The 17268-nt window shown below is 69.4% G+C and carries 21 protein-coding genes and 1 tRNA gene; 11 read left to right on the top strand and 11 right to left on the bottom strand.

Translation table 11 applies throughout. From position 1 onward, the window contains the following. Positions 1-46: 46 nt before the first annotated feature. Complete coding sequence (locus tag ACT009_RS01730) at positions 47-496, bottom strand: (deoxy)nucleoside triphosphate pyrophosphohydrolase (protein WP_445192683.1); 450 nt, start codon at positions 494-496, stop codon at positions 47-49. 31 nt (positions 497-527) lie between these two features. On the opposite strand from ACT009_RS01730, the gene ACT009_RS01725 reads away from it, so the two are divergent. Both ACT009_RS01725 and ACT009_RS01720 read left to right on the top strand, forming a co-directional pair. Further along, positions 528-731 (top strand): Flp family type IVb pilin, encoded by a 204-nt coding sequence (locus tag ACT009_RS01725; RefSeq protein WP_445192682.1) that lies wholly within the window; start codon positions 528-530, stop codon positions 729-731. 124 nt (positions 732-855) lie between these two features. Further along, the gene (locus ACT009_RS01720) at positions 856-1023 is read left to right on the top strand and encodes a Flp family type IVb pilin (RefSeq protein ID WP_445192681.1); all 168 of its coding nucleotides are present in this window, start codon (positions 856-858) and stop codon (positions 1021-1023) included. 102 nt (positions 1024-1125) lie between these two features. Here ACT009_RS01720 and ACT009_RS01715 read toward each other — a convergent pair whose 3' ends face one another. From ACT009_RS01715 to ACT009_RS01700, 4 genes are read right to left on the bottom strand one after another with little or no spacing between them, the layout of a single operon-like run. Then, on the bottom strand, positions 1126-2073 hold the full coding sequence (locus ACT009_RS01715; protein WP_445192680.1) for an acetyl-CoA carboxylase carboxyltransferase subunit alpha: 948 nt from the start codon (positions 2071-2073) through the stop codon (positions 1126-1128). A gap of 9 nt (positions 2074-2082) precedes the next feature. Beyond that, the gene (locus tag ACT009_RS01710; RefSeq protein WP_445193971.1) at positions 2083-2943 is read right to left on the bottom strand and encodes a tyrosine-type recombinase/integrase; all 861 of its coding nucleotides are present in this window, start codon (positions 2941-2943) and stop codon (positions 2083-2085) included. A 41-nt stretch (positions 2944-2984) separates the two neighbouring features. After that, on the bottom strand, positions 2985-4787 hold the full coding sequence (locus ACT009_RS01705) for a hypothetical protein (protein ID WP_445192679.1): 1803 nt from the start codon (positions 4785-4787) through the stop codon (positions 2985-2987). Continuing rightward, entirely contained in the window at positions 4771-4905 is a 135-nt protein-coding gene (locus tag ACT009_RS01700; protein WP_445192678.1) for a hypothetical protein, read from the bottom strand. Before ACT009_RS01700 ends, ACT009_RS01705 begins: the two co-directional genes overlap by 17 nt. Positions 4906-4977: 72 nt before the next feature. On the opposite strand from ACT009_RS01700, the gene ACT009_RS01695 reads away from it, so the two are divergent. Genes ACT009_RS01695 through ACT009_RS01685 form a run of 3 tightly spaced genes read left to right on the top strand, consistent with a single transcriptional unit; the run spans position 4978 to position 6754 of the window. After that, positions 4978-5517, top strand: coding sequence for a shikimate kinase (locus ACT009_RS01695; protein WP_445192677.1), 540 nt, complete (start codon positions 4978-4980; stop codon positions 5515-5517). Next, a complete protein-coding gene (gene aroB, locus ACT009_RS01690; protein WP_445192676.1) occupies positions 5514-6614 on the top strand; it encodes a 3-dehydroquinate synthase in 1101 nt (366 codons plus the stop codon). Before ACT009_RS01695 ends, aroB begins: the two co-directional genes overlap by 4 nt. Then, positions 6614-6754 (top strand): DUF2256 domain-containing protein, encoded by a 141-nt coding sequence (locus ACT009_RS01685; RefSeq protein ID WP_445192675.1) that lies wholly within the window; start codon positions 6614-6616, stop codon positions 6752-6754. Before aroB ends, ACT009_RS01685 begins: the two co-directional genes overlap by 1 nt. 239 nt (positions 6755-6993) lie before the next feature. Here ACT009_RS01685 and ACT009_RS01680 read toward each other — a convergent pair whose 3' ends face one another. From ACT009_RS01680 to radA, 5 genes are all read right to left on the bottom strand, one after another. Continuing rightward, on the bottom strand, positions 6994-7314 hold the full coding sequence (locus ACT009_RS01680; RefSeq protein ID WP_445193970.1) for a DUF423 domain-containing protein: 321 nt from the start codon (positions 7312-7314) through the stop codon (positions 6994-6996). Between the two features lie 8 nt (positions 7315-7322). Beyond that, a complete protein-coding gene (locus ACT009_RS01675; RefSeq protein ID WP_445192674.1) occupies positions 7323-9083 on the bottom strand; it encodes a cation:proton antiporter domain-containing protein in 1761 nt (586 codons plus the stop codon). Then, positions 9076-9513, bottom strand: coding sequence for an iron-sulfur cluster assembly scaffold protein (locus ACT009_RS01670; RefSeq protein ID WP_445192673.1), 438 nt, complete (start codon positions 9511-9513; stop codon positions 9076-9078). Before ACT009_RS01670 ends, ACT009_RS01675 begins: the two co-directional genes overlap by 8 nt. Then, entirely contained in the window at positions 9510-10067 is a 558-nt protein-coding gene (locus ACT009_RS01665; RefSeq protein ID WP_445192672.1) for a CvpA family protein, read from the bottom strand. The genes ACT009_RS01670 and ACT009_RS01665 overlap by 4 nt, the downstream gene beginning before the upstream one ends. 847 nt (positions 10068-10914) lie before the next feature. Then, positions 10915-12288 (bottom strand): DNA repair protein RadA, encoded by a 1374-nt coding sequence (gene radA, locus ACT009_RS01660; protein WP_445192671.1) that lies wholly within the window; start codon positions 12286-12288, stop codon positions 10915-10917. 124 nt (positions 12289-12412) lie between these two features. Here radA and ACT009_RS01655 point away from each other — a divergent pair, with 124 nt between their 5' ends. After that, positions 12413-13555 carry a glycosyltransferase family 4 protein gene (locus tag ACT009_RS01655; protein ID WP_445192670.1) on the top strand — a complete coding sequence of 381 codons (1143 nt, stop codon included), beginning with the start codon at positions 12413-12415 and terminating at the stop codon, positions 13553-13555. A 67-nt stretch (positions 13556-13622) separates the two neighbouring features. Here the strand turns inward: ACT009_RS01655 and ACT009_RS01650 are convergent, their stop codons facing one another. Next, a complete protein-coding gene (locus tag ACT009_RS01650; protein WP_445192669.1) occupies positions 13623-14204 on the bottom strand; it encodes a PadR family transcriptional regulator in 582 nt (193 codons plus the stop codon). Between the two features lie 141 nt (positions 14205-14345). On the opposite strand from ACT009_RS01650, the gene ACT009_RS01645 reads away from it, so the two are divergent. From ACT009_RS01645 to ACT009_RS01625, 5 genes are all read left to right on the top strand, one after another. Then, the gene (locus ACT009_RS01645) at positions 14346-15677 is read left to right on the top strand and encodes a replication-associated recombination protein A (RefSeq protein WP_445192668.1); all 1332 of its coding nucleotides are present in this window, start codon (positions 14346-14348) and stop codon (positions 15675-15677) included. Next, on the top strand, positions 15646-16509 hold the full coding sequence (locus ACT009_RS01640; protein ID WP_445192667.1) for a hypothetical protein: 864 nt from the start codon (positions 15646-15648) through the stop codon (positions 16507-16509). Before ACT009_RS01645 ends, ACT009_RS01640 begins: the two co-directional genes overlap by 32 nt. Positions 16510-16526: 17 nt before the next feature. Then, a tRNA-Thr gene (locus ACT009_RS01635) sits at positions 16527-16602 on the top strand. Positions 16603-16768: 166 nt separating this feature from the next. Further along, entirely contained in the window at positions 16769-16963 is a 195-nt protein-coding gene (locus tag ACT009_RS01630) for a hypothetical protein (protein WP_445192666.1), read from the top strand. 55 nt (positions 16964-17018) lie between these two features. After that, entirely contained in the window at positions 17019-17240 is a 222-nt protein-coding gene (locus tag ACT009_RS01625; protein ID WP_445192665.1) for a hypothetical protein, read from the top strand. Positions 17241-17268: the final 28 nt, after the last annotated feature.

Raw genomic sequence — 17268 nt, 5'->3', positions numbered from 1 at the left:
GCCGCGCAGATAGCGACGCGCGCCGGAGGAGACAACCGCAACGCGGCTATGGGCGAGCCAAGTCCGCGTGCGTTCCCTGCAACGACGCGCTCAACGTCGCCACCAGCGGAACGTCCGCCGGCGGCATCGGCAACGCCGCCATCTCGGCCGGCGTCACCCAGGCCAGCGCCTCGGCCTCCAATGCCCGCGGCTCGCCCTGCCAGTCGCGCACGGCGTAGAGCATCAGCACGAGGTGCCGGCCGGCCAGCGCCTCGCTCGCGAACGTCACCGGCGACAGCGCCTCGGCGTTCACCTCGATGCCCAGCTCCTCGCGCAGTTCGCGCACCAGCGCCGCCTCCGGGCTCTCGCCCGGCTCGATCTTGCCGCCGGGGAATTCCCACAGCCCCGCCAACTGCTTACCCGCGGGGCGCTGCTGGAGCAGCACCGTACCGTCGACCCTTACCAGCGCCGCTGCGACGACCAGCAGCAGGGCCGTCGCGGAACCAAAATTGGTCATTCGTTAAGTCCTAAAAGCCTATCCGGAGCGCATGAGGATTCTTGCGCCCCTGGCAAAAGCCGCCGTGCGACACGCTTTGCGCCTCGGCCGCGCCAATCGGGGCGCGACCGCAGTCGAATATGGACTGATCATGGCGCTCATCGTTCTGACCCTGATGGTCAGCCTGCGCGAGACCGCAAAGGTCACGATCAGCATGTGGAACGACATCAGCAACAAGGTTCAGGCCGCACGGTGATCGTTCACGATCTACTTACCAACCGGCTTAAATGTTTCTCAACCTCCCCCCCTTAGATCGATCCTTGCTGCTCCGGAAAGCCGGTTCAGCCGGGTGACTGAAGCGTTAGAACATGGAGACCGGAATGCAGAAGATTCGCAACTTCATCAAGAACAGCAAGGGCGCGACCGCCATCGAGTACGGCCTGATCGCCGCGCTGATCGCCGTTGCCGCCATCGCCGCGATGCAGGGCCTGGGCAACCAGCTCAAGACCACGTTCCAGAACGTGTCGTCGAACATGAAGGCCACCTAAGGCCGGCGATCGGACATCGTCCGATTGCAAAGGGCGGCGCGACTTCGGTCACGCCGCCCTTTTCTTGTTGCTTTTCCCTCGCTTCAGCGGGGGACACTGGTGTTACAGCCGTCCCATCGCGAGGAACTTGTCCCGCCGTTCTTGTCGCAGCACCGCCGGCGATAGCGGCGTCAGCGTGTTCAGCGCCGCGTCGATCGCATCGCCCAGCGCGGCGATGGCCGCAGCGGCGTCGCGGTGTGCGCCGCCGACGGGCTCGGGGACGATGGTGTCGATGATCCCGAACGATTTAAGGTCCTGCGCGGTGATCCGCATCGCCTCCGCCGCATCGGCGGCGCGGTCGGAGGTCCGCCACAGGATCGACGCACAGCCTTCCGGGCTGATCACCGAATAGACCGCGTGTTCGAACATCAGCACGCGGTTGCCCGCCGCCAGCGCCACCGCGCCGCCCGACCCGCCTTCGCCGACGATCGCGGCGATCACGGGCACCCCGGCGGCGAGGCACGCCTCGGTGGACCGCGCGATCGCTTCGGCCTGGCCACGCTCCTCCGCCTGGATGCCGGGAAACGCACCCGAGGTGTCCACCAGCGTCACGATCGGCAGCCCGAACCGGTCGGCGAGCCCGACCAGGCGGATCGCCTTGCGATAGCCTTCGGGCTTGCCCATCCCGAAATTGTGGCGGAGCCGGCTCGCGGTGTCCTCGCCCTTCTCGTGACCGAGCACCATTACCCGGCGCCCGCGAAACGTCGCGAAGCCGCCGAGGATCGCCTGATCGTCGCCGAACGCGCGATCGCCGGCCAACGGCATGAACTCGTCGAACAGCCCCGCCGCGTAATCCTTGAAATGCGGGCGCTCGGCATGGCGCGCGACTTGGGTCTTCTGCCACGGGGTCAGCCGCGCGAAGGTGTCCTTCAGCAGCTTGTCGGACTTGGCCTGCAGGCGGCGGACATCGGCGTCGATGTCGACATTGCCGTCGGCCGCGGTCTCGCGGAGTTCGTCGATCCGCCCCTGGAGTTCGGCGATCGGCTTCTCGAAGTCGAGGAAACTTGGCATCGGCGGCGGTTAGGACCGCGTGCGCCCCGCGTCAACGAGCGGGTGGCGGGTGTTGACCAGCTCGACCAGCCGGCTGGCGTCGACATGCGTGTAGATCTCGGTCGTCGCGATGTCGGCATGGCCGAGCATCGCCTGCAACGCGCGCAGGTCCGCGCCGCCTTCGAGCAGGTGGGTCGCGAAGGCGTGGCGCAGCACATGCGGGCTGACACGATCGGGCGGAATCCCCGCCTCCGCCGCGAGCGCCTTCACCAGCTGGTAGAGCCGGATTCGCGACAAATGCGTCCGCCCGGACGGGAACAGCCACAGGCGATCGGTCGCGACATGCGTGCGCCACGCCGCCACCGCCGCCCGGGCGCGATCGGAGATCGGCACCAGCCGCTCGCGTCCGCCCTTGCCGCGCAGGATCAGGAACGGACGATCGGGCGCGACCGCGTTGCGCGGCAGGCTGACCAGCTCGGTCGCGCGCAGCCCCGATCCGTAGAGCAGCTCGATCAGCGCGGCGAGGCGGAGGTCTCCCGGCAGCGGATGCGGCCCCGCGACCCGATCGGCGATCGCCGCGAACAGCCGATCGACATCGCCGTGGCTCAGCACCTTGGGCAGGCGCCGCGCGGCACCCGGCCGCGGCAGCGCCTTGCCCGGATCGTCGCCCCGCAGCCCCTCGTCGGCGAGGAACCCGTAGAACCGCCGCAGCGCTGCGGCTTTGCGCGCCACGGTGCTCCGCGCCAGTCCCGCCCACTGCCCGGCAAGTGCGGTCAAGGCGTCGGCATCCGCCTCGCCCAGCGGACCGTCGAGCGCCGCGGCGGCAAGCATCAGGTCACTGCGATAGGCGGCCACCGTGTTCGCCGCGGCACCCGCCTCGGCCGTCAGCATCTCCAGGAACCGGTCGATCAGCGCGGCGTCGCTGGCGCGCGTCACGCCCGTGCGATCGCCTCGGCCGCGATCATCCGCGCTTCGCCGTCGAGCCCGACGCTGCGCAGCGCCGCGACGATCCGGTAAAGCATCGCCGGAGGCACCCCGCGCCACGACGCGGTCTGCATCCCGATCGCGGCGAGCAGCACCACCGATCCCGGCTCACGCGCCGCGACTGCGTTGTCGAGCGCGCGGGTCCAGCTGTTCTGCGCGCCGATCGGCACCTCCAGGCTCGTCGCCGAGCGTTCGACGTCCTCCGCCGACATCCGTCCCAGCCCCGCCAGCCCAGCAAACAACAGTCGCTGCTTCAGCGCGGTGTCGCCCTTTCCGGCGTAGGAGGACAGGCTGGCATAGCTCACCGCCGCCTGCGCATCGGGATCGGACAGCGCGATCATCGCCCAGCCGTCGCTCCCCGCCTCGACCGCGCCCATCCAGCGCGCGGCGCTGCGATCCAGCCCGGCGGTCAGCATCGACGCGATCAGCAGCGGCGCTTCGTCGGTATCGGCCGCGACCGGCAGCCGCGCCGCCGCACGCGAGGTCAGCACCAGCCGCGAATAGTTCGTCGTCGCCGATCCGCCCCACACCGATTTCAACGCGTTCAGGCGCGCGACCCGGTCCGGGCCGACATAAGCGGTGCGGAGATCGGTCGCGACCGCACCCGCCGCCCCCGCGTCGTCGGAAGCGAGGAGCGCGCCGTAGACGTCGATCAGCGCAGCGGCGGAGATCACCCCCTGCGCCGCAGCCGCTTCCGCCGCCGGCAGCCGGTCGACCAGCGAGATGCCGGGCGAAATACCGTACCAATACAGCGCCTGCCGCCCCGCGGTATCGAACAGCGCCGGCGGGATCGCGACGTTGGTCGCGGTCGCCAGCCCCAGCCGCCACGCCGACAGCCGATCGACCCCATCCCATTCGATCGTCACCGCCTGGCCGCCATCGGGTCCGGCGCCGACCACTTTCTGCGCGAGTTGCAGGTCGATCCCGGTTGCCAGCCCACGCCGGCGAACCGCCGCGATCTGCGACTTGGCCGCGGCCGGGTTGCCCGACAGCCCCGCACACATCGCCTGCGCGACCGTCCAGCCCCGCTCGCGCGTCGCCGCCAGCGCGGCGTCGGCGATCGGGCACAGTCCGCCCGGATCGCCGTTCGCCAGCGCGGTGTTCATCGCGACCTGGTAGAGCTTGGGCGTGTAGGCGCCGTTGTCGATCGCCTGCACCACCGCTCGCGCCGCCGCCGCCTCGCCCATCCGCAGCAACAGCCAGCCGCGCTCGGCCGCGAAATCGGCACCGCCGACGCCGCGCGGCGTGGTCACCCGCGACACCAGCGTCCGGCGCAGCAGGATCGAGAGCCAGCGCGATGGCAGCGGCGCCGCCACCCGGCGCATCAGTGCCTCCAGATACGGCCCGTCCGCCGCACCGAACGCGTCGGGCGCCAGGCCCCCCTCGCTGGTGCCGGTCGGGCCGACCTCGCTCAGCGAACGTCGCGCGAAGCTCGGCATTTCGTACTGCGCCAGCGTCGCCGGATCGATCGTCGCGCTGGCGGTCGGTGTCGGCGACGCGCTGTCGGTTGCGTCGGGGGTCGACGACGGCAGCGGCTGGACCGTCGCGATCGGCGACGCGCCCGGCACCGGCGGCGTCGTTCGCACCGGTCCGGTCGGCGCCGGGGTCGGCGCCGGTGCGAGCGCGGTGGTGCCGAAGCCCGGCGGCAGAATCGATTCGGGCTTGTCCTGGCCGATCGCGATCGCCGGCAATGCCGCGATCGCTATCGCCAGCCCGGCGACGCCGAGCCGGGTGCTAGCTGAGATTCGCAAGCGTCACGGCCTTTTCGACGCGGGTCTGCGGCTGTTCGGTGGCGCGACCGGCCAGCAGGAACAGCCCCCCGATCAGCACCACGACGACGAGGACGACCGAGATGGCGAAGCGAGTCATTGGGATACCCTGGTACTTAATGGACGCGAGCTTTTGCCCGTTGCGTGGTCGCGCTGTATAGCGCCGACCGCCATGTTGCAAAGCGCCAACCCCATGCCCCGCTGGACCGGACGGCCGATCGTGCTCGTCGGACTGATGGGCGTGGGCAAGTCGACCGTGGGCCGGCGCCTCGCCGGGCGGCTGGCGCTGCCCTTCGTCGATGCCGACAACGAGATCGAGGAAGCCGCGGGCATGACCGTCAGCGAGATCTTCGATCGCTTCGGCGAGCCCTATTTCCGCGACGGCGAGCGCCGGGTGATCGCCCGGCTGATGGACGGCAAGCCCAAGGTGATCGCCACCGGCGGCGGCGCCTTCATCAACGACGATACCCGCGCGATGATCCTCGACGAGGCGACCGCGATCTGGCTCAACGCGCATCCCGACGTGCTCGCCGAGCGGGTCCGCCGCCGCGACACCCGCCCGCTGCTGCGCGGCCGCGATCCGCGCGAGGTACTCGAGGAACTGGCGCGGGTGCGCGATCCGATCTACGCGCTGGCCCCGATCCATGTCGCGAGCCACAAGGCGCCGCACGAGAACACCGTAGAGGCAATCATGCGAGCGATCGGCCGTTGAAGACCGTCACCGTCGAACTCGGCGACCGCCGTTACCCGATCCTCATCGACGCCGGCATCCTTGGGCGGGCGGGGGAGCACATCGCGCCGCTCGCGCGCGGGCGCCGGGTGACGATCGTCACCGACGAAAACGTCCGGGTGCATCTGCCGACCCTCCAGGCGTCGCTCGCGTCGGCCGGCGTCGACAGCGAGGCGATCGTGCTCGCGCCGGGTGAGAAGACCAAGAGCTGGGCGGTGCTCGAGGGGTTGTGCGATCGGCTGCTCGATCTCGGCGTCGAACGCGGCGATCATGTGGTGGCGCTCGGCGGCGGGGTGATCGGCGACCTCGTCGGGTTCGCCTGCGCGATCCTGAAACGCGGCTGCGGCTTCGTCCAGATCCCGACCAGCCTGCTCGCCCAGGTCGACAGCTCGGTCGGCGGCAAGACCGCGATCAACACCGCGGCGGGCAAGAACCTGATCGGCGCCTTCTACCAGCCGTCCTTGGTGCTGATCGATCCCGACCTGCTCGACACCCTCCCGCCACGCGAACTGCGCGCGGGCTATGCCGAAGTCGTCAAATACGGGCTGATCGACGATGCCGGCTTCTTCGCCTGGTGCGAGGCGCACGGTGCCGATCTGCTCGCCGGGGACCCGGCCGCGCGCGTCCATGCGATCGCGCATGCGGTGTCGGCCAAGGCGCGGATCGTCGCCGCCGACGAACACGAGACCAGCGGCGTCCGCGCGCTGCTCAACCTCGGCCACACCTTCGGCCACGCGCTGGAGGCCGAGGCGGGCTTTTCGAGCCGCCTGCTGCACGGCGAGGCGGTCGCCGCGGGCTGCGCACTGGCGTTCCGCTACTCGGCGGCAAACGGCCTCTGCCCCGCCGCCGACGCCGATCGCGTCGCCGCCCACTGGCGGGCGGCGGGCCTCCCCGACGGCCTCGCCGCCGCGAGCATCGACGCGCCCTCGCCGCGGCTTATCGATCACATGCGCCATGACAAGAAGATGGCCGCCGGCACCCTGCCCTTCCTCCTCGCCCGCGGCATCGGCGAGACCTTCCTCGACAAGACCGTCGCGCTCGCCGACGTCGAAGCCTTTCTCGACGCCGAGCCGCGCTGATGCCCAACGGCGTCCGCAAGCAGGACCTCACGACCAAGACCTGTCCCGCCTGCGACCGGCCGTTCGCCTGGCGCAAGAAATGGGCCCGCGACTGGGATAGCGTGGTCTATTGCTCGGACGCGTGCCGCAAGAAGCGGTAGGCACGGCGCCAACCTGCCTCGTTCCGTCATCTCCGCCGAGGCGAGATCTCTGCGGAAGTTCTGATATCCGCCAAATAGCTCCGTCACCCCGGACTCGTTCCGGGGTCCACCGTGCCGCAAATTCAACGACTATGCTCTTGCGGAACAATGGATCCCGGAACGAGTCCGGGATGACGAAGGAGTTTTGCAGAGGTCACGCCCGCGCGAGGATGACGTAAAACCTGGGTGAGCCGAACCCGCTATTTGCCCATCGCCACCCAGGCCAACCACAACCACCCGGCAATCAACAACGCCCCACCGATTGGCGTGATCGCCCCGAACCACCGCGGCGCGCCCAGCGCCATCAGGTACAGCGTCCCCGCGAACACCGCGCCGCCGACCACGAACAGCCATGCCGGCCCCCGCGCATCGAGCCGCAGCACGACCAGCGCCGCGACCGCGTGAACCAGCTGGTAATGCGCACCCGTCTTCAGCCATTCCACCGCCGCGCCGCTCGCGCCATGCGCGCCGAACGCGCCCGCGGCCACCGCCAGCGCGCCGGAGAGTGCCGCGAGCATCATCAGCACATTCACGTATCGGTCCCCCAAGGCACCTGCGCCGCGGTCTGTGCGCGCGCGGCCTGGATGTCGCCCGCCTCGATCTGGATGCGCAGCCGCTCGCGGTCCTTCGATCGGTACATGTCCTCGGCGCGGTCGATGTCGGCGCGCTCGATGCCGAGCTCCTCCATCGCCAGCCGCGCCATCTTGACCGCTGATTCGAGCACCTCGCGGACCACGAACTTGACCGGCCCCTGCTTGAGCTTGACCAAAGATCGACGATCGAACGCGCGCACATAGATCGCCGCCTTCGGAAACGCCTCGTGCACCGCTTCGAGGATGTCGCGGCTTATCTGATCGCCGTCGATGCAGAACAGGATCAGCTCGGCCTCCGCCGCCCCCGCCTGACGAAGCAGGTCGAGCCGCGTACCGTCGCCATAATAGACCTTCGCGCCGAACTCGCCGGCGATGTCGATCATCTCGATATCGGTATCGATCAGCGTCACCGGGATGTCCTGCGCGAGCAGCATCTGCCCGACGGTCTGCCCGAATCGACCATAGCCGACGATCAGCGCGTTGGCGCCGTCCGCGGTCGGGCCGTCGCGCTCCTGGTGCTTGGCGAGCGGTTCTTCGCGGAACCGCCGCGTCGCCGACATCAGGAACGGCGTGGTCGCCATCGACAGGGTGATGATCGCGCCGAACAGGCTGGTCGCCTCCGCCGATACCAGCAGCCCGTTCTGCGCCTGCGCCAGCAGCACGAAGCCGAACTCGCCACCCTGGCTCAGCAGCAGCCCGAGCGCGAGCGCGCCGCGCCACCGCATCTTGAACACCAGCCCGATCGCGAAGATCACCGCGGTCTTGGTCGCGACCAACGCCAGCGCCATCAGCACGACGAAGAACGGTCGCTCGGCGATCGCCGACAGATCGAGCATCATCCCGACCGCCAGGAAGAACAAGCCGAGCAGGATCGACCGGAACGGCTCGACATCGGCCTCGATCTCGTGCCGATACGGGCTGTCCGCGAGCATCACGCCCGCGATGAAGGCGCCGAGCGCGGGCGACAGCCCGAGCCATTCCATCAATGCCGCCGCCGCGATCACCGTGAACAGCCCCGCGAACACGAACATCTCGCGCTCGCCCAGCGCGCCGATCAGCCGGAAGAACGGTCGCAGCAGGAAACGCCCGGCGATGATCAGCCCGACCACCGCGAGCACGGTATTGATGCCGAGCAGCCATCCCGGTGGCGCGCTGGCATCGGCGGGATTGCGCGACATCGCCGCGACGATCGTGATCAACGGCACGATCGACAGGTCCTGGAACAGCAGGATCGAAAAGGCGCGCTCGCCGAATGGGGTCCGCAGCCGCCCCGACGACTGGAGCATCGGCAGAACCTGCGCGGTCGACGACAGCGCCAGCGGCAGCCCGAGCGCGAAGGCGGCGGGGATCGAGAAGGCGGTGGTCGCGAAGATCACGCCGCTGATCGCCAGGCCGCAGGCGACGACCTGCATCAGCCCGAGCCCGAAGATCTCCTGCTTCATCCGCCACAACCGGCTGGGATTGAGCTCCAGCCCGACGATGAACAGCAGCAGCGTGATGCCGAGCTCGGCGATCCCGATCTTCGACTCGGCGTCGCCGACCAGCCCCAGTACCTGCGGCCCGACCACCGCGCCGGCGACCAGATAACCCAGCGTCGCGCCAAGCCCGAGCCGCCGGAACAGCAGCACGAATACCAGCCCGAACCCGAACAGGATCACGCCGTCGCGCAGCAGCGACACCGAATGCACGTCATCCATCGGCGCGCACCAGCCGGGCGGCGGCGGCGGCTTCGGCGGCGGCCTCGAACGCCAGACGGATCGAGGCATGGCGCGCGGGATAATCGAGCGCGGGGCCGAAGATATCGATCCCCGGCCAATCGGGCGCCTCGCCGGTCCGCGCCAACCACGCGGTCAGCGCATCGCGCGAGGCCGCGATCTCCTCCGCGGTCCGCCCGATCACGCTCGCGCCGAGCAGCGCCGACGACGCCTGGCCGAGCGCGCAGGCACGGACCAGCAGGCCGACCGCGCTGACCCGCCCCGCCGCGTCGACATCGACATCGACCGTCACTCGGCTGCCGCAGATCGGCGAGCGCTTCTCGACCGTCGCCATCGGCGCGGGCAGCCGCTCCTGATAGGGGATCGAGGTCGCGAGCCGCAGGATCTCGGCATTGTACAGCGGCGGGCTCATGCGCCCTTCTCCGTCGCGGCGGGCGCCGGCGAGCGTGGCCCGAACACCGGCAGCCCGCGACGGCGCCGATCGACGAAGTCGGCAATGCTGGCCGAGGTCGCGTTGAGCAGCGGATAGGTGCGCGACTTGATCATCCAGTCGGGCCGCTGCGCCCGCCCGCCGCGCGTGGTATCGATCACCAGCGTGGTCAGCAGGAAGGCGAGACTGGCGAGGATCAACCCCTTCACCGCCCCGAACCCGAACCCGAGCGCACGATCGACCGGCCCGAGGATCGAGGTCCGCGTCCGCTTGCCGATCGCGTTCGCGACCAGCCGTCCGACCAGATAGGTGATCCCCGCGATCAGCGCGAACGCCGCCACCGCCGCGCCCGACACCGTACCGATGACGCCGCTGAGCGCCGCCGTGACCGGCACGTGGAGCAGCTTCAGCGCCGCGACGATCGCGACCCACGCGAACAGCGACAGCACTTCGGTCACGAACCCCCGCCACAACCCCATCGCCGCAGCGCCGAGGACGAGAAGAAGGACGATCATGTCGAGCGCGGTAAGATCCATGCAGCGTCGCTTACAATCGTTCCGCCCGCGTTGCCACCGAGCTTCGCCGGGGGTGGTGCGAAGCTATTCTAGCGCGGGGGTTGGTGACTGGGGGGATGCGGTCAGGTCCGCGTTTGGCCAATGCTCAAAAAAATCGCGCTCCGGATAATCCGCAGCAGCCTCGTCCCGTCCCGCCTTTTCCCGTTCGTATCGAGTAGCCGTCGAGTAGCGGCGCAGCCGCGTATCGAGAGACAGGTTGGCGCGCGCAACCCATGCCTCGACACGAGCTCTCGACACGCCTTTGCGGGCTACTCGATCTCTACTCGGCACAAACGGGATGAGGGGGACAAGATCGACATGGAAGGACGCGCACGGGCAACGTCGCCAACAACATCGGCATCGCCAGGCCGCGCCTACTGACCCCGTCCCGCCCCTCCCGTTCGTCTCGAGTAGCCGTCGAGTAGCGGCGCAGCCGCGTATCGAGACGGCGTATCGAGAGACAGGTTGGCGCGCGAAACCCATGCCTCGATACGAGCTCTCGACACGCCCTTGTGGGCTACTCGAGCTCTACTCGGCACAAACGGGATGAGGAAGACAAGATCGACATGGAAGAACGCGCACGGGCAACGTCGCCAACAACATCGGCATCGCCAGGCCGCCCCTACTGACCCCGTCCCGCCCCTTCCCGTTCGTCTCGAGTAGCCGTCGAGTAGCGGCGCAGCCGCGTATCGAGACGGCGTGTCGAGAGACAGGTTGGCGCGCGCCACCCGTACCTCGATACGAGCTCTCGATACGCCCTGCGGGCTACTCGATCTCTACTCGGCACTAACGGGACAGGGTCGACAAAGCCTGCCGACACCCTCCCCACTCACCCCCGCCCGAGCATATGATCCACGAACGCCCCCAGCGTCCGGAACCCGGCCAGCGCCATCGGCCCCTCGTCCTTCGCCATCGCGGTCGGCACCAGCGCGCGTTCGAACCCCAGCTTGCCCGACTCCTTCAGCCGCAGCGCGCCGTGCGCCACCGGGCGGATCTCCCCCGACAGCGCGACTTCGCCGAACACCACCGCATCCACCGGCACCGGCCGCTCGGACAGCGCCGAGATCAGCGCCGCCGCGACCGCCAGATCGGCGGCGGGATCCTGCACCCGGTATCCGCCCGCGATGTTGAGATAGACCTCGCACGCCGAGAAGCTCAGTCCGCAGCGGGCCTCCAGCACCGCCAGGATCATCGCCAGTCGCCCCGCATCCCAGCCGACCACGGCCCGGCGCGGGGTGGCGCCCGAGGCGAGCCGGACCGTCAGCGCCTGGATCTCGACCAGCACCGGCCGGGTGCCCTCCAGCGCGGGGAACACCGTCGTCCCGGTCACGCCCTCGTCGCGATGGGTGAGGAACAGCGCCGACGGGTTGGCGACCTCCGCCAGTCCCTCGGTCTGCATCGAGAAGACGCCGATCTCGTCGGTGCCGCCGAAGCGGTTCTTCACCGCGCGCAGGATCCGGTACTGGTGGCTGCGCTCGCCTTCGAAACTCAGCACCGTGTCGACCATGTGCTCCAGCACCCGCGGCCCCGCGATCGCGCCGTCCTTGGTGACGTGCCCGACCAGCACCACCGCGGTGCCGCGCTCCTTGGCGAAGCGGATCAGCTCCTGCGCCGAGGCCCGCACCTGGCTGACCGTGCCGGGCGCGCCCTCGATCAGGTCCGAATGCATCGTCTGGATCGAATCGATCACCAGCAGCGCGGGCGCCCGCCCCTGGCCCAAGGTCGTCAGGATATCGCGGGTCGAACTCGCCGCCGCCAGCTGCACCGGCGCATTGCCGAGCCCGAGCCGCCGCGCGCGCAGCCGCACCTGGTCCGCCGCCTCCTCGCCCGAGACATAGGCAACCGGCAACCCCGCCAGCGCCATCTTCGCCGCCGCCTGCAACAACAGCGTCGACTTGCCGATCCCGGGATCGCCGCCGATCAGCGTCGCGCTGCCCTCGACGAAGCCGCCGCCGAGCGCCCGGTCGAACTCGGCGATGCCGGTCGGCATCCGGTCCGGCAGCGCGATCTCGGTGTCCAGCCCGACCAGCTGCAACGCCCGGCCGCCGGTCTGCAGGTTATGCTTGGCCTGGAACGGCGTCACCGTCGCACCGGCCTCCTCGACCAGCGTGTTCCATTCCGCGCAATCCGCACACTGCCCCGCCCAGCGCGACGCGACCGAGCCGCAAGCCTGGCACACGTACCGTTTCTGTGGTTTCGCCATGCTACCGGCTCTAGCCGAAACGGAACGAGAGGGGAACACCCGTCTCGCCGCCCGGCCCGCTGGCCCCACCCCCGACGGCGCGCAGTGGTCACCGCCGCCCCCGCTCGCTATGCCCCCGCGCACCATGAAGCCAACCGAGCTCCGCGTCGCCCTGTTCAGCGGCAACTATAATTACGTCCGCGACGGTGCGAATCAGGCGCTGAACCTGTTGGTCGGCCATCTGCTCGCGCGGGGCGCAACCGTGCGCGTCTATTCGCCGACCACTGCCACCCCCGCCTTCGCGCCCACCGGCGATCTCGTCAGCGTGCCTGCCTTCGCGCTGCCCGGCGAGCGCGGCGAATACAAGATCGGCCGCGGGCTGCCCGCGCGCACCCGCCGCGATCTCGACGCCTTCGCGCCCAACCTCGTCCACGTCTCGGCGCCCGATCTGCTCGGCCATGCCGCGCTGACCTATGCGCGGCGGCGCCGCATCGCCTCGGTCGCCTCGCTCCACACCCGGTTCGAAACCTATCTCCGCTACTATGGCGTCGGCTTCATCGAGCCGCTGATCGAACGCCTGCTGAAGCGCTTCTACAACCGCGCCGACCGCGTCGTCGTGCCCAGCCCGAGCATCCGCACGCTGTTGCATCGCTGGGGCGTAACGACGCCGATCTCGATCTGGTCGCGCGGGATCGACCACGATCGCTTCCACCCCTCCCGCCGCAGCCTCGACTGGCGCCGCTCGCTCGGCATCGCCGACGACGCGGTTGCGATCGGGTTTCTCGGCCGGCTGGTCAAGGAAAAGGGCCTCGGCATCTTCGCCAAGGTTACGGCGGAGCTCCGCCGCCGCGGGGTGGCGCACAAGGTGCTGGTGGTCGGCAAGGGCCCCGCCGACCAGTGGTTCGCCGAAAAGGCCCCCGGTGCAGTGTTCGCAGGGTTCCAGTCGGGCGACGAACTCGGCCGCGCGGTCGCGTCGATGGACGTGTTCTTCAACCCTTCCGTCACCGAGACCTTCGGCAACGTCACCACCGAGGCGATGGCGGCGGGCGTGCCGGTGGTCGCGGCCCGCGCAACCGGCGCGGTCGACCTGATCGACGAGGGCGTCAACGGCTACCTCGTCGATCCCACCGACGTCGCCGGCTATGCCGACGCGATCCAGCGCATCGTCGCCGACCCCGCGCTCCGCCGCCGCCTGGGCGAAGCCGGCCACGCCAAGGCCGCGAGCTACCGCTGGGATACCGCCAACCAGGCGGCGCTCGATACCTATGTGGAGTTGCTCGACGGCTGACGGCCTGCCGCCCTCCTCCATGCCGCCGGAATTACGACAGGGAGGAGGCTACCGCCAGTCGAGCGTCTCACCGCAGCCGCTCGATCTTCTGCGCCAGCTCGTCGATCATCGCGACGACCTCGTGCAGCTTCTCGTCGTCGAGATCGCCGCGGCCGAGCCGACCCTGGACGGCCATGCGCAGGTTGCCCATCGCGCGGCGGATCGGGGCGCCGTCGGTGCGTTCGCGGTGGGCGCCGAGTTCCGTCAACCGCGCGATCAGCGCCGCCACCTGCGCCTGGTTCTCGGCGAGATGCGCCTGCCCGGCCTCGGTGATCGCGAACCGCTTCTTGGCGTCGTCGGACTGTTGTTCGGCGACCAGCCCCATCTCGTCGAGCAGGCTGAGCGTCGGGTAGACGATGCCCGGGCTCGGCGCATAGGCGCCGCCGGTCAGTTCCTCGATCGCGCGGATCAGCTCGTAGCCGTGACGCGTCTCGTCCGCGATCAGCTTGAGCACGACCAGCCTGAGTTCGCCGCCGTCGAACATCCGCCGGCCGCGCCCGCGGCCGCGATCGTGGTCGCCGCCGACTTCCCAGCTGACGGTGAACGGGCCGCGGCGCCACTCGCCGCCGCCGCGGGGGCCACAATGATGACGATGCATATGCTTGAACATGGTGTTTTCCTATTTCAGATAGCGCTAAGATATATCTTGCAGCAGCAACGTCAAGATAGCGGAAGATATATCTTAAACCGAGGCCGATGGCCGCACGAGATCGGCAGTGCATCGCTTCCCCCGCCCCCCTATATCCCCGGCATGGCCGATCTGTTCGCGGGGTTCGAACCCGCCGCCCCGCCCGAAACGATCGCGGAGAACGCGCCGCTCGCGGACCGCCTGCGGCCGCGCCAGCTCGGCGACGTCGTCGGGCAGGATCATATAACCGGCCCCGAAGGCGCAATCGGGCGGATGGTCGCGGCAGGGCGCCTCTCGTCGATGATCCTGTGGGGGCCACCCGGCACCGGCAAGACCACGATCGCGCGTCTGCTCGCCGACGCGGTCGATCTGCGCTTCGTCGCGATCTCGGCGGTGTTCTCGGGCGTGGCCGACCTGAAGAAGGCGTTCGCCGAAGCGCGCGAGCATGCCCGGATCGGCAAGCGAACCCTGTTGTTCGTCGACGAGATCCACCGCTTCAATCGCGCGCAGCAGGACGGCTTCCTGCCCTATGTCGAGGACGGCACCGTCACGCTGGTCGGCGCCACCACCGAGAACCCGTCCTTCGAACTCAATGCCGCACTGCTCAGCCGCGCGCAGGTGCTGATCCTCGAACGGTTAGGCCGCGCGGCGCTGGAACAGCTGCTCGAACGCGCCGACGCGGTGATGGACCGCCCGCTGCCGCTGACCCCGCCCGCCCGCGACGCGCTGATCGCAAGCGCGGACGGCGACGGCCGTTTCCTCCTCAACCAGGCGGAGACATTGTTTTCGGTCGATCTCGCCGAGCCGCTCGACCCTGCCGGGCTCTCCGCCTTCCTCCAGCGCCGGGTGGCGGTGTACGACAAGGACCGCGAAGGGCATTACAACCTCATCTCCGCGCTCCACAAATCGATCCGCGGCAGCGATCCGCAGGCCGCGCTCTACTATCTCGCGCGGATGCTGACCGCGGGCGAGGAACCGCTGTACCTGCTCCGCCGGCTGACCCGCGCCGCGGTCGAGGACATCGGGCTCGCCGACCCCCAGGCGCTCGTCCAGTGCATCGCCGCCAAGGACACCTACGACTTTCTGGGCAGCCCGGAGGGCGAGCTCGCGATCGCGCAGGCCTGCGTCTATCTCGCCACCGCCCCCAAATCGAACGCGGTCTATGCGGCGCAGAATGCGGCGTGGCGCAGCGCCAAGGAGACCGGCTCGTTGATGCCACCCGCCAACATCCGCAACGCGCCGACCAAGCTGATGCGCGATATCGGCTACGGCAAGGGCTATGAATACGACCACGACCAGGCGGACGGCTTCTCCGGCGCGAACTACTGGCCCGACGAGCTGCCGCCGCAACGCTTCTACGAACCCACCGATCGCGGCTACGAAAAGCGGGTGAGCGAGCGGCTGGCGTGGTGGGACGCACGGCGTGGGGGTGGGGAACCGGACGATAGCGCCTGATCGCTTCACCCAGTTCGCGGCGATCGACTGGTCGGGTGCCAAGGGCGTCCGTCACCGCGGTATCGCGGTCGCGATCTGCGCCGCCGGCGTCGCCGCGCCGGTGCTGGTCGATCCGCCCGCCGGTGCGTGGTCGCGCCGGGATGTCCTCGACTGGCTGGTCGCGCGGCGTGGCGCGGCGCTGCTGGTCGGCTTCGACTTCAGCTTTTCCGCGCCCTTCGTGCAGCGCGGCGCGCATCTGCCGGGCGAGCCGGCGACGGCCGATGCCCGCGCCTTGTGGGCGTTCGTCGATGCCGACGGCGACGATACCGATCTGGGCGCGGCGTCGTTCATCGAGCGGCGGCGCGGCAGCCACTTCTATCTCGGCAAGGCGGATGGCGAAAAGGCCAGCTTCCTCCACTACCGTGCCTGCGAGCAGGCGGGAAAACCCTCCACCGTCTACGACGCCATCGGCGCCGCGCAGGTCGCCAAGGCGTCGCTCGCAGGCATGCGCCTGCTCCACCATCTGGACGGGCGCATCCCGATCTGGCCGTTCGACCCGCTCCCCGCCAGCGGCGCCGCGATCGTCGAGATCTACACCGCGATCGCCGCGCGCGCGGCGGGGATGCGCAAGGGCATCAGCAAGATCCGCGACGGCGCGTCGCTCGACATCGCGCTCGCCGCGATCGGCAGCGGACCGCACGCTGCCCTCGACCGCTACGACGATCACGCCACCGACGCGATCCTCACCGCCGCCTGGTTGCGCGCCAATGTCGGGCGCGCCGACCTCTGGCACCCCGCGGCGCTCACGCCGGAGATCGCCGCGACCGAGGGCTGGACCTTCGGCGTCGCCTGACGCATGGAACGCGCGAAGCCGGTTTAGCTCAGTTGGTAGAGCGCCAGTTTTGTAAACTGGATGTCGCGGGTTCGATTCCTGCAACCGGCACCACCTCACCCCCTAGCCCCGCCTAACGCGGCGATCGCGCGCGTTTACTCCCCCGCGCTCGAGCGTTACGATGCGCGTGCGAATTATGAGGATCGGACCTCCCGGTCGGATCGTCGACGTCGCGGAACCCGGATCGACACACCGGGACAATCGGGCTGGAGGACTTCAAATGCGCAAGCTTCTATTCGCCGTCGTCAGCATGGGTTTGCTGGCAACCGCCTCGCCGACGATCGCCGCCCCCTGCAAGGATGCGAAGGGCAAGTTCACCAAATGCCCGCCGGCCCCCGCCGCCAAGGCGACCCGCTGCAAGACCGCCAATGGCAAGTTCGCCAAATGCGGCACCGCAGGCGCCAAGCCGATCTGATCTATCGGAGGCGATGCTCGAACGGGCATCGCCCCTCGATCCTCACGGAGCTCGAATGATTATCATCGCATTGGCCCTGATCGCGGCCCAGACCCCCGCCGCTGCCGACCCGACCAAGACCCCGCCCGCCCCCGCCGACAAGCCGATCTGCCGTCGCGAGAGCACAACCGGATCGAACATGCAGGTGAAGACCTGCCATACCAAGGCGGAATGGCAGGCGATCGACGCAGCCACCCAGGCCGGCACCGATCAGGCACTGCGCAACCGACCCAGATAATCGCGCGTCGGCTCCGCATCACCACCAT

This window comes from Sphingomonas sp. Tas61C01 (genome assembly GCF_052567495.1).
Note: the sequence above shows the minus strand (reverse complement) of the source record. Positions and strands in the feature narration are given on the sequence as shown.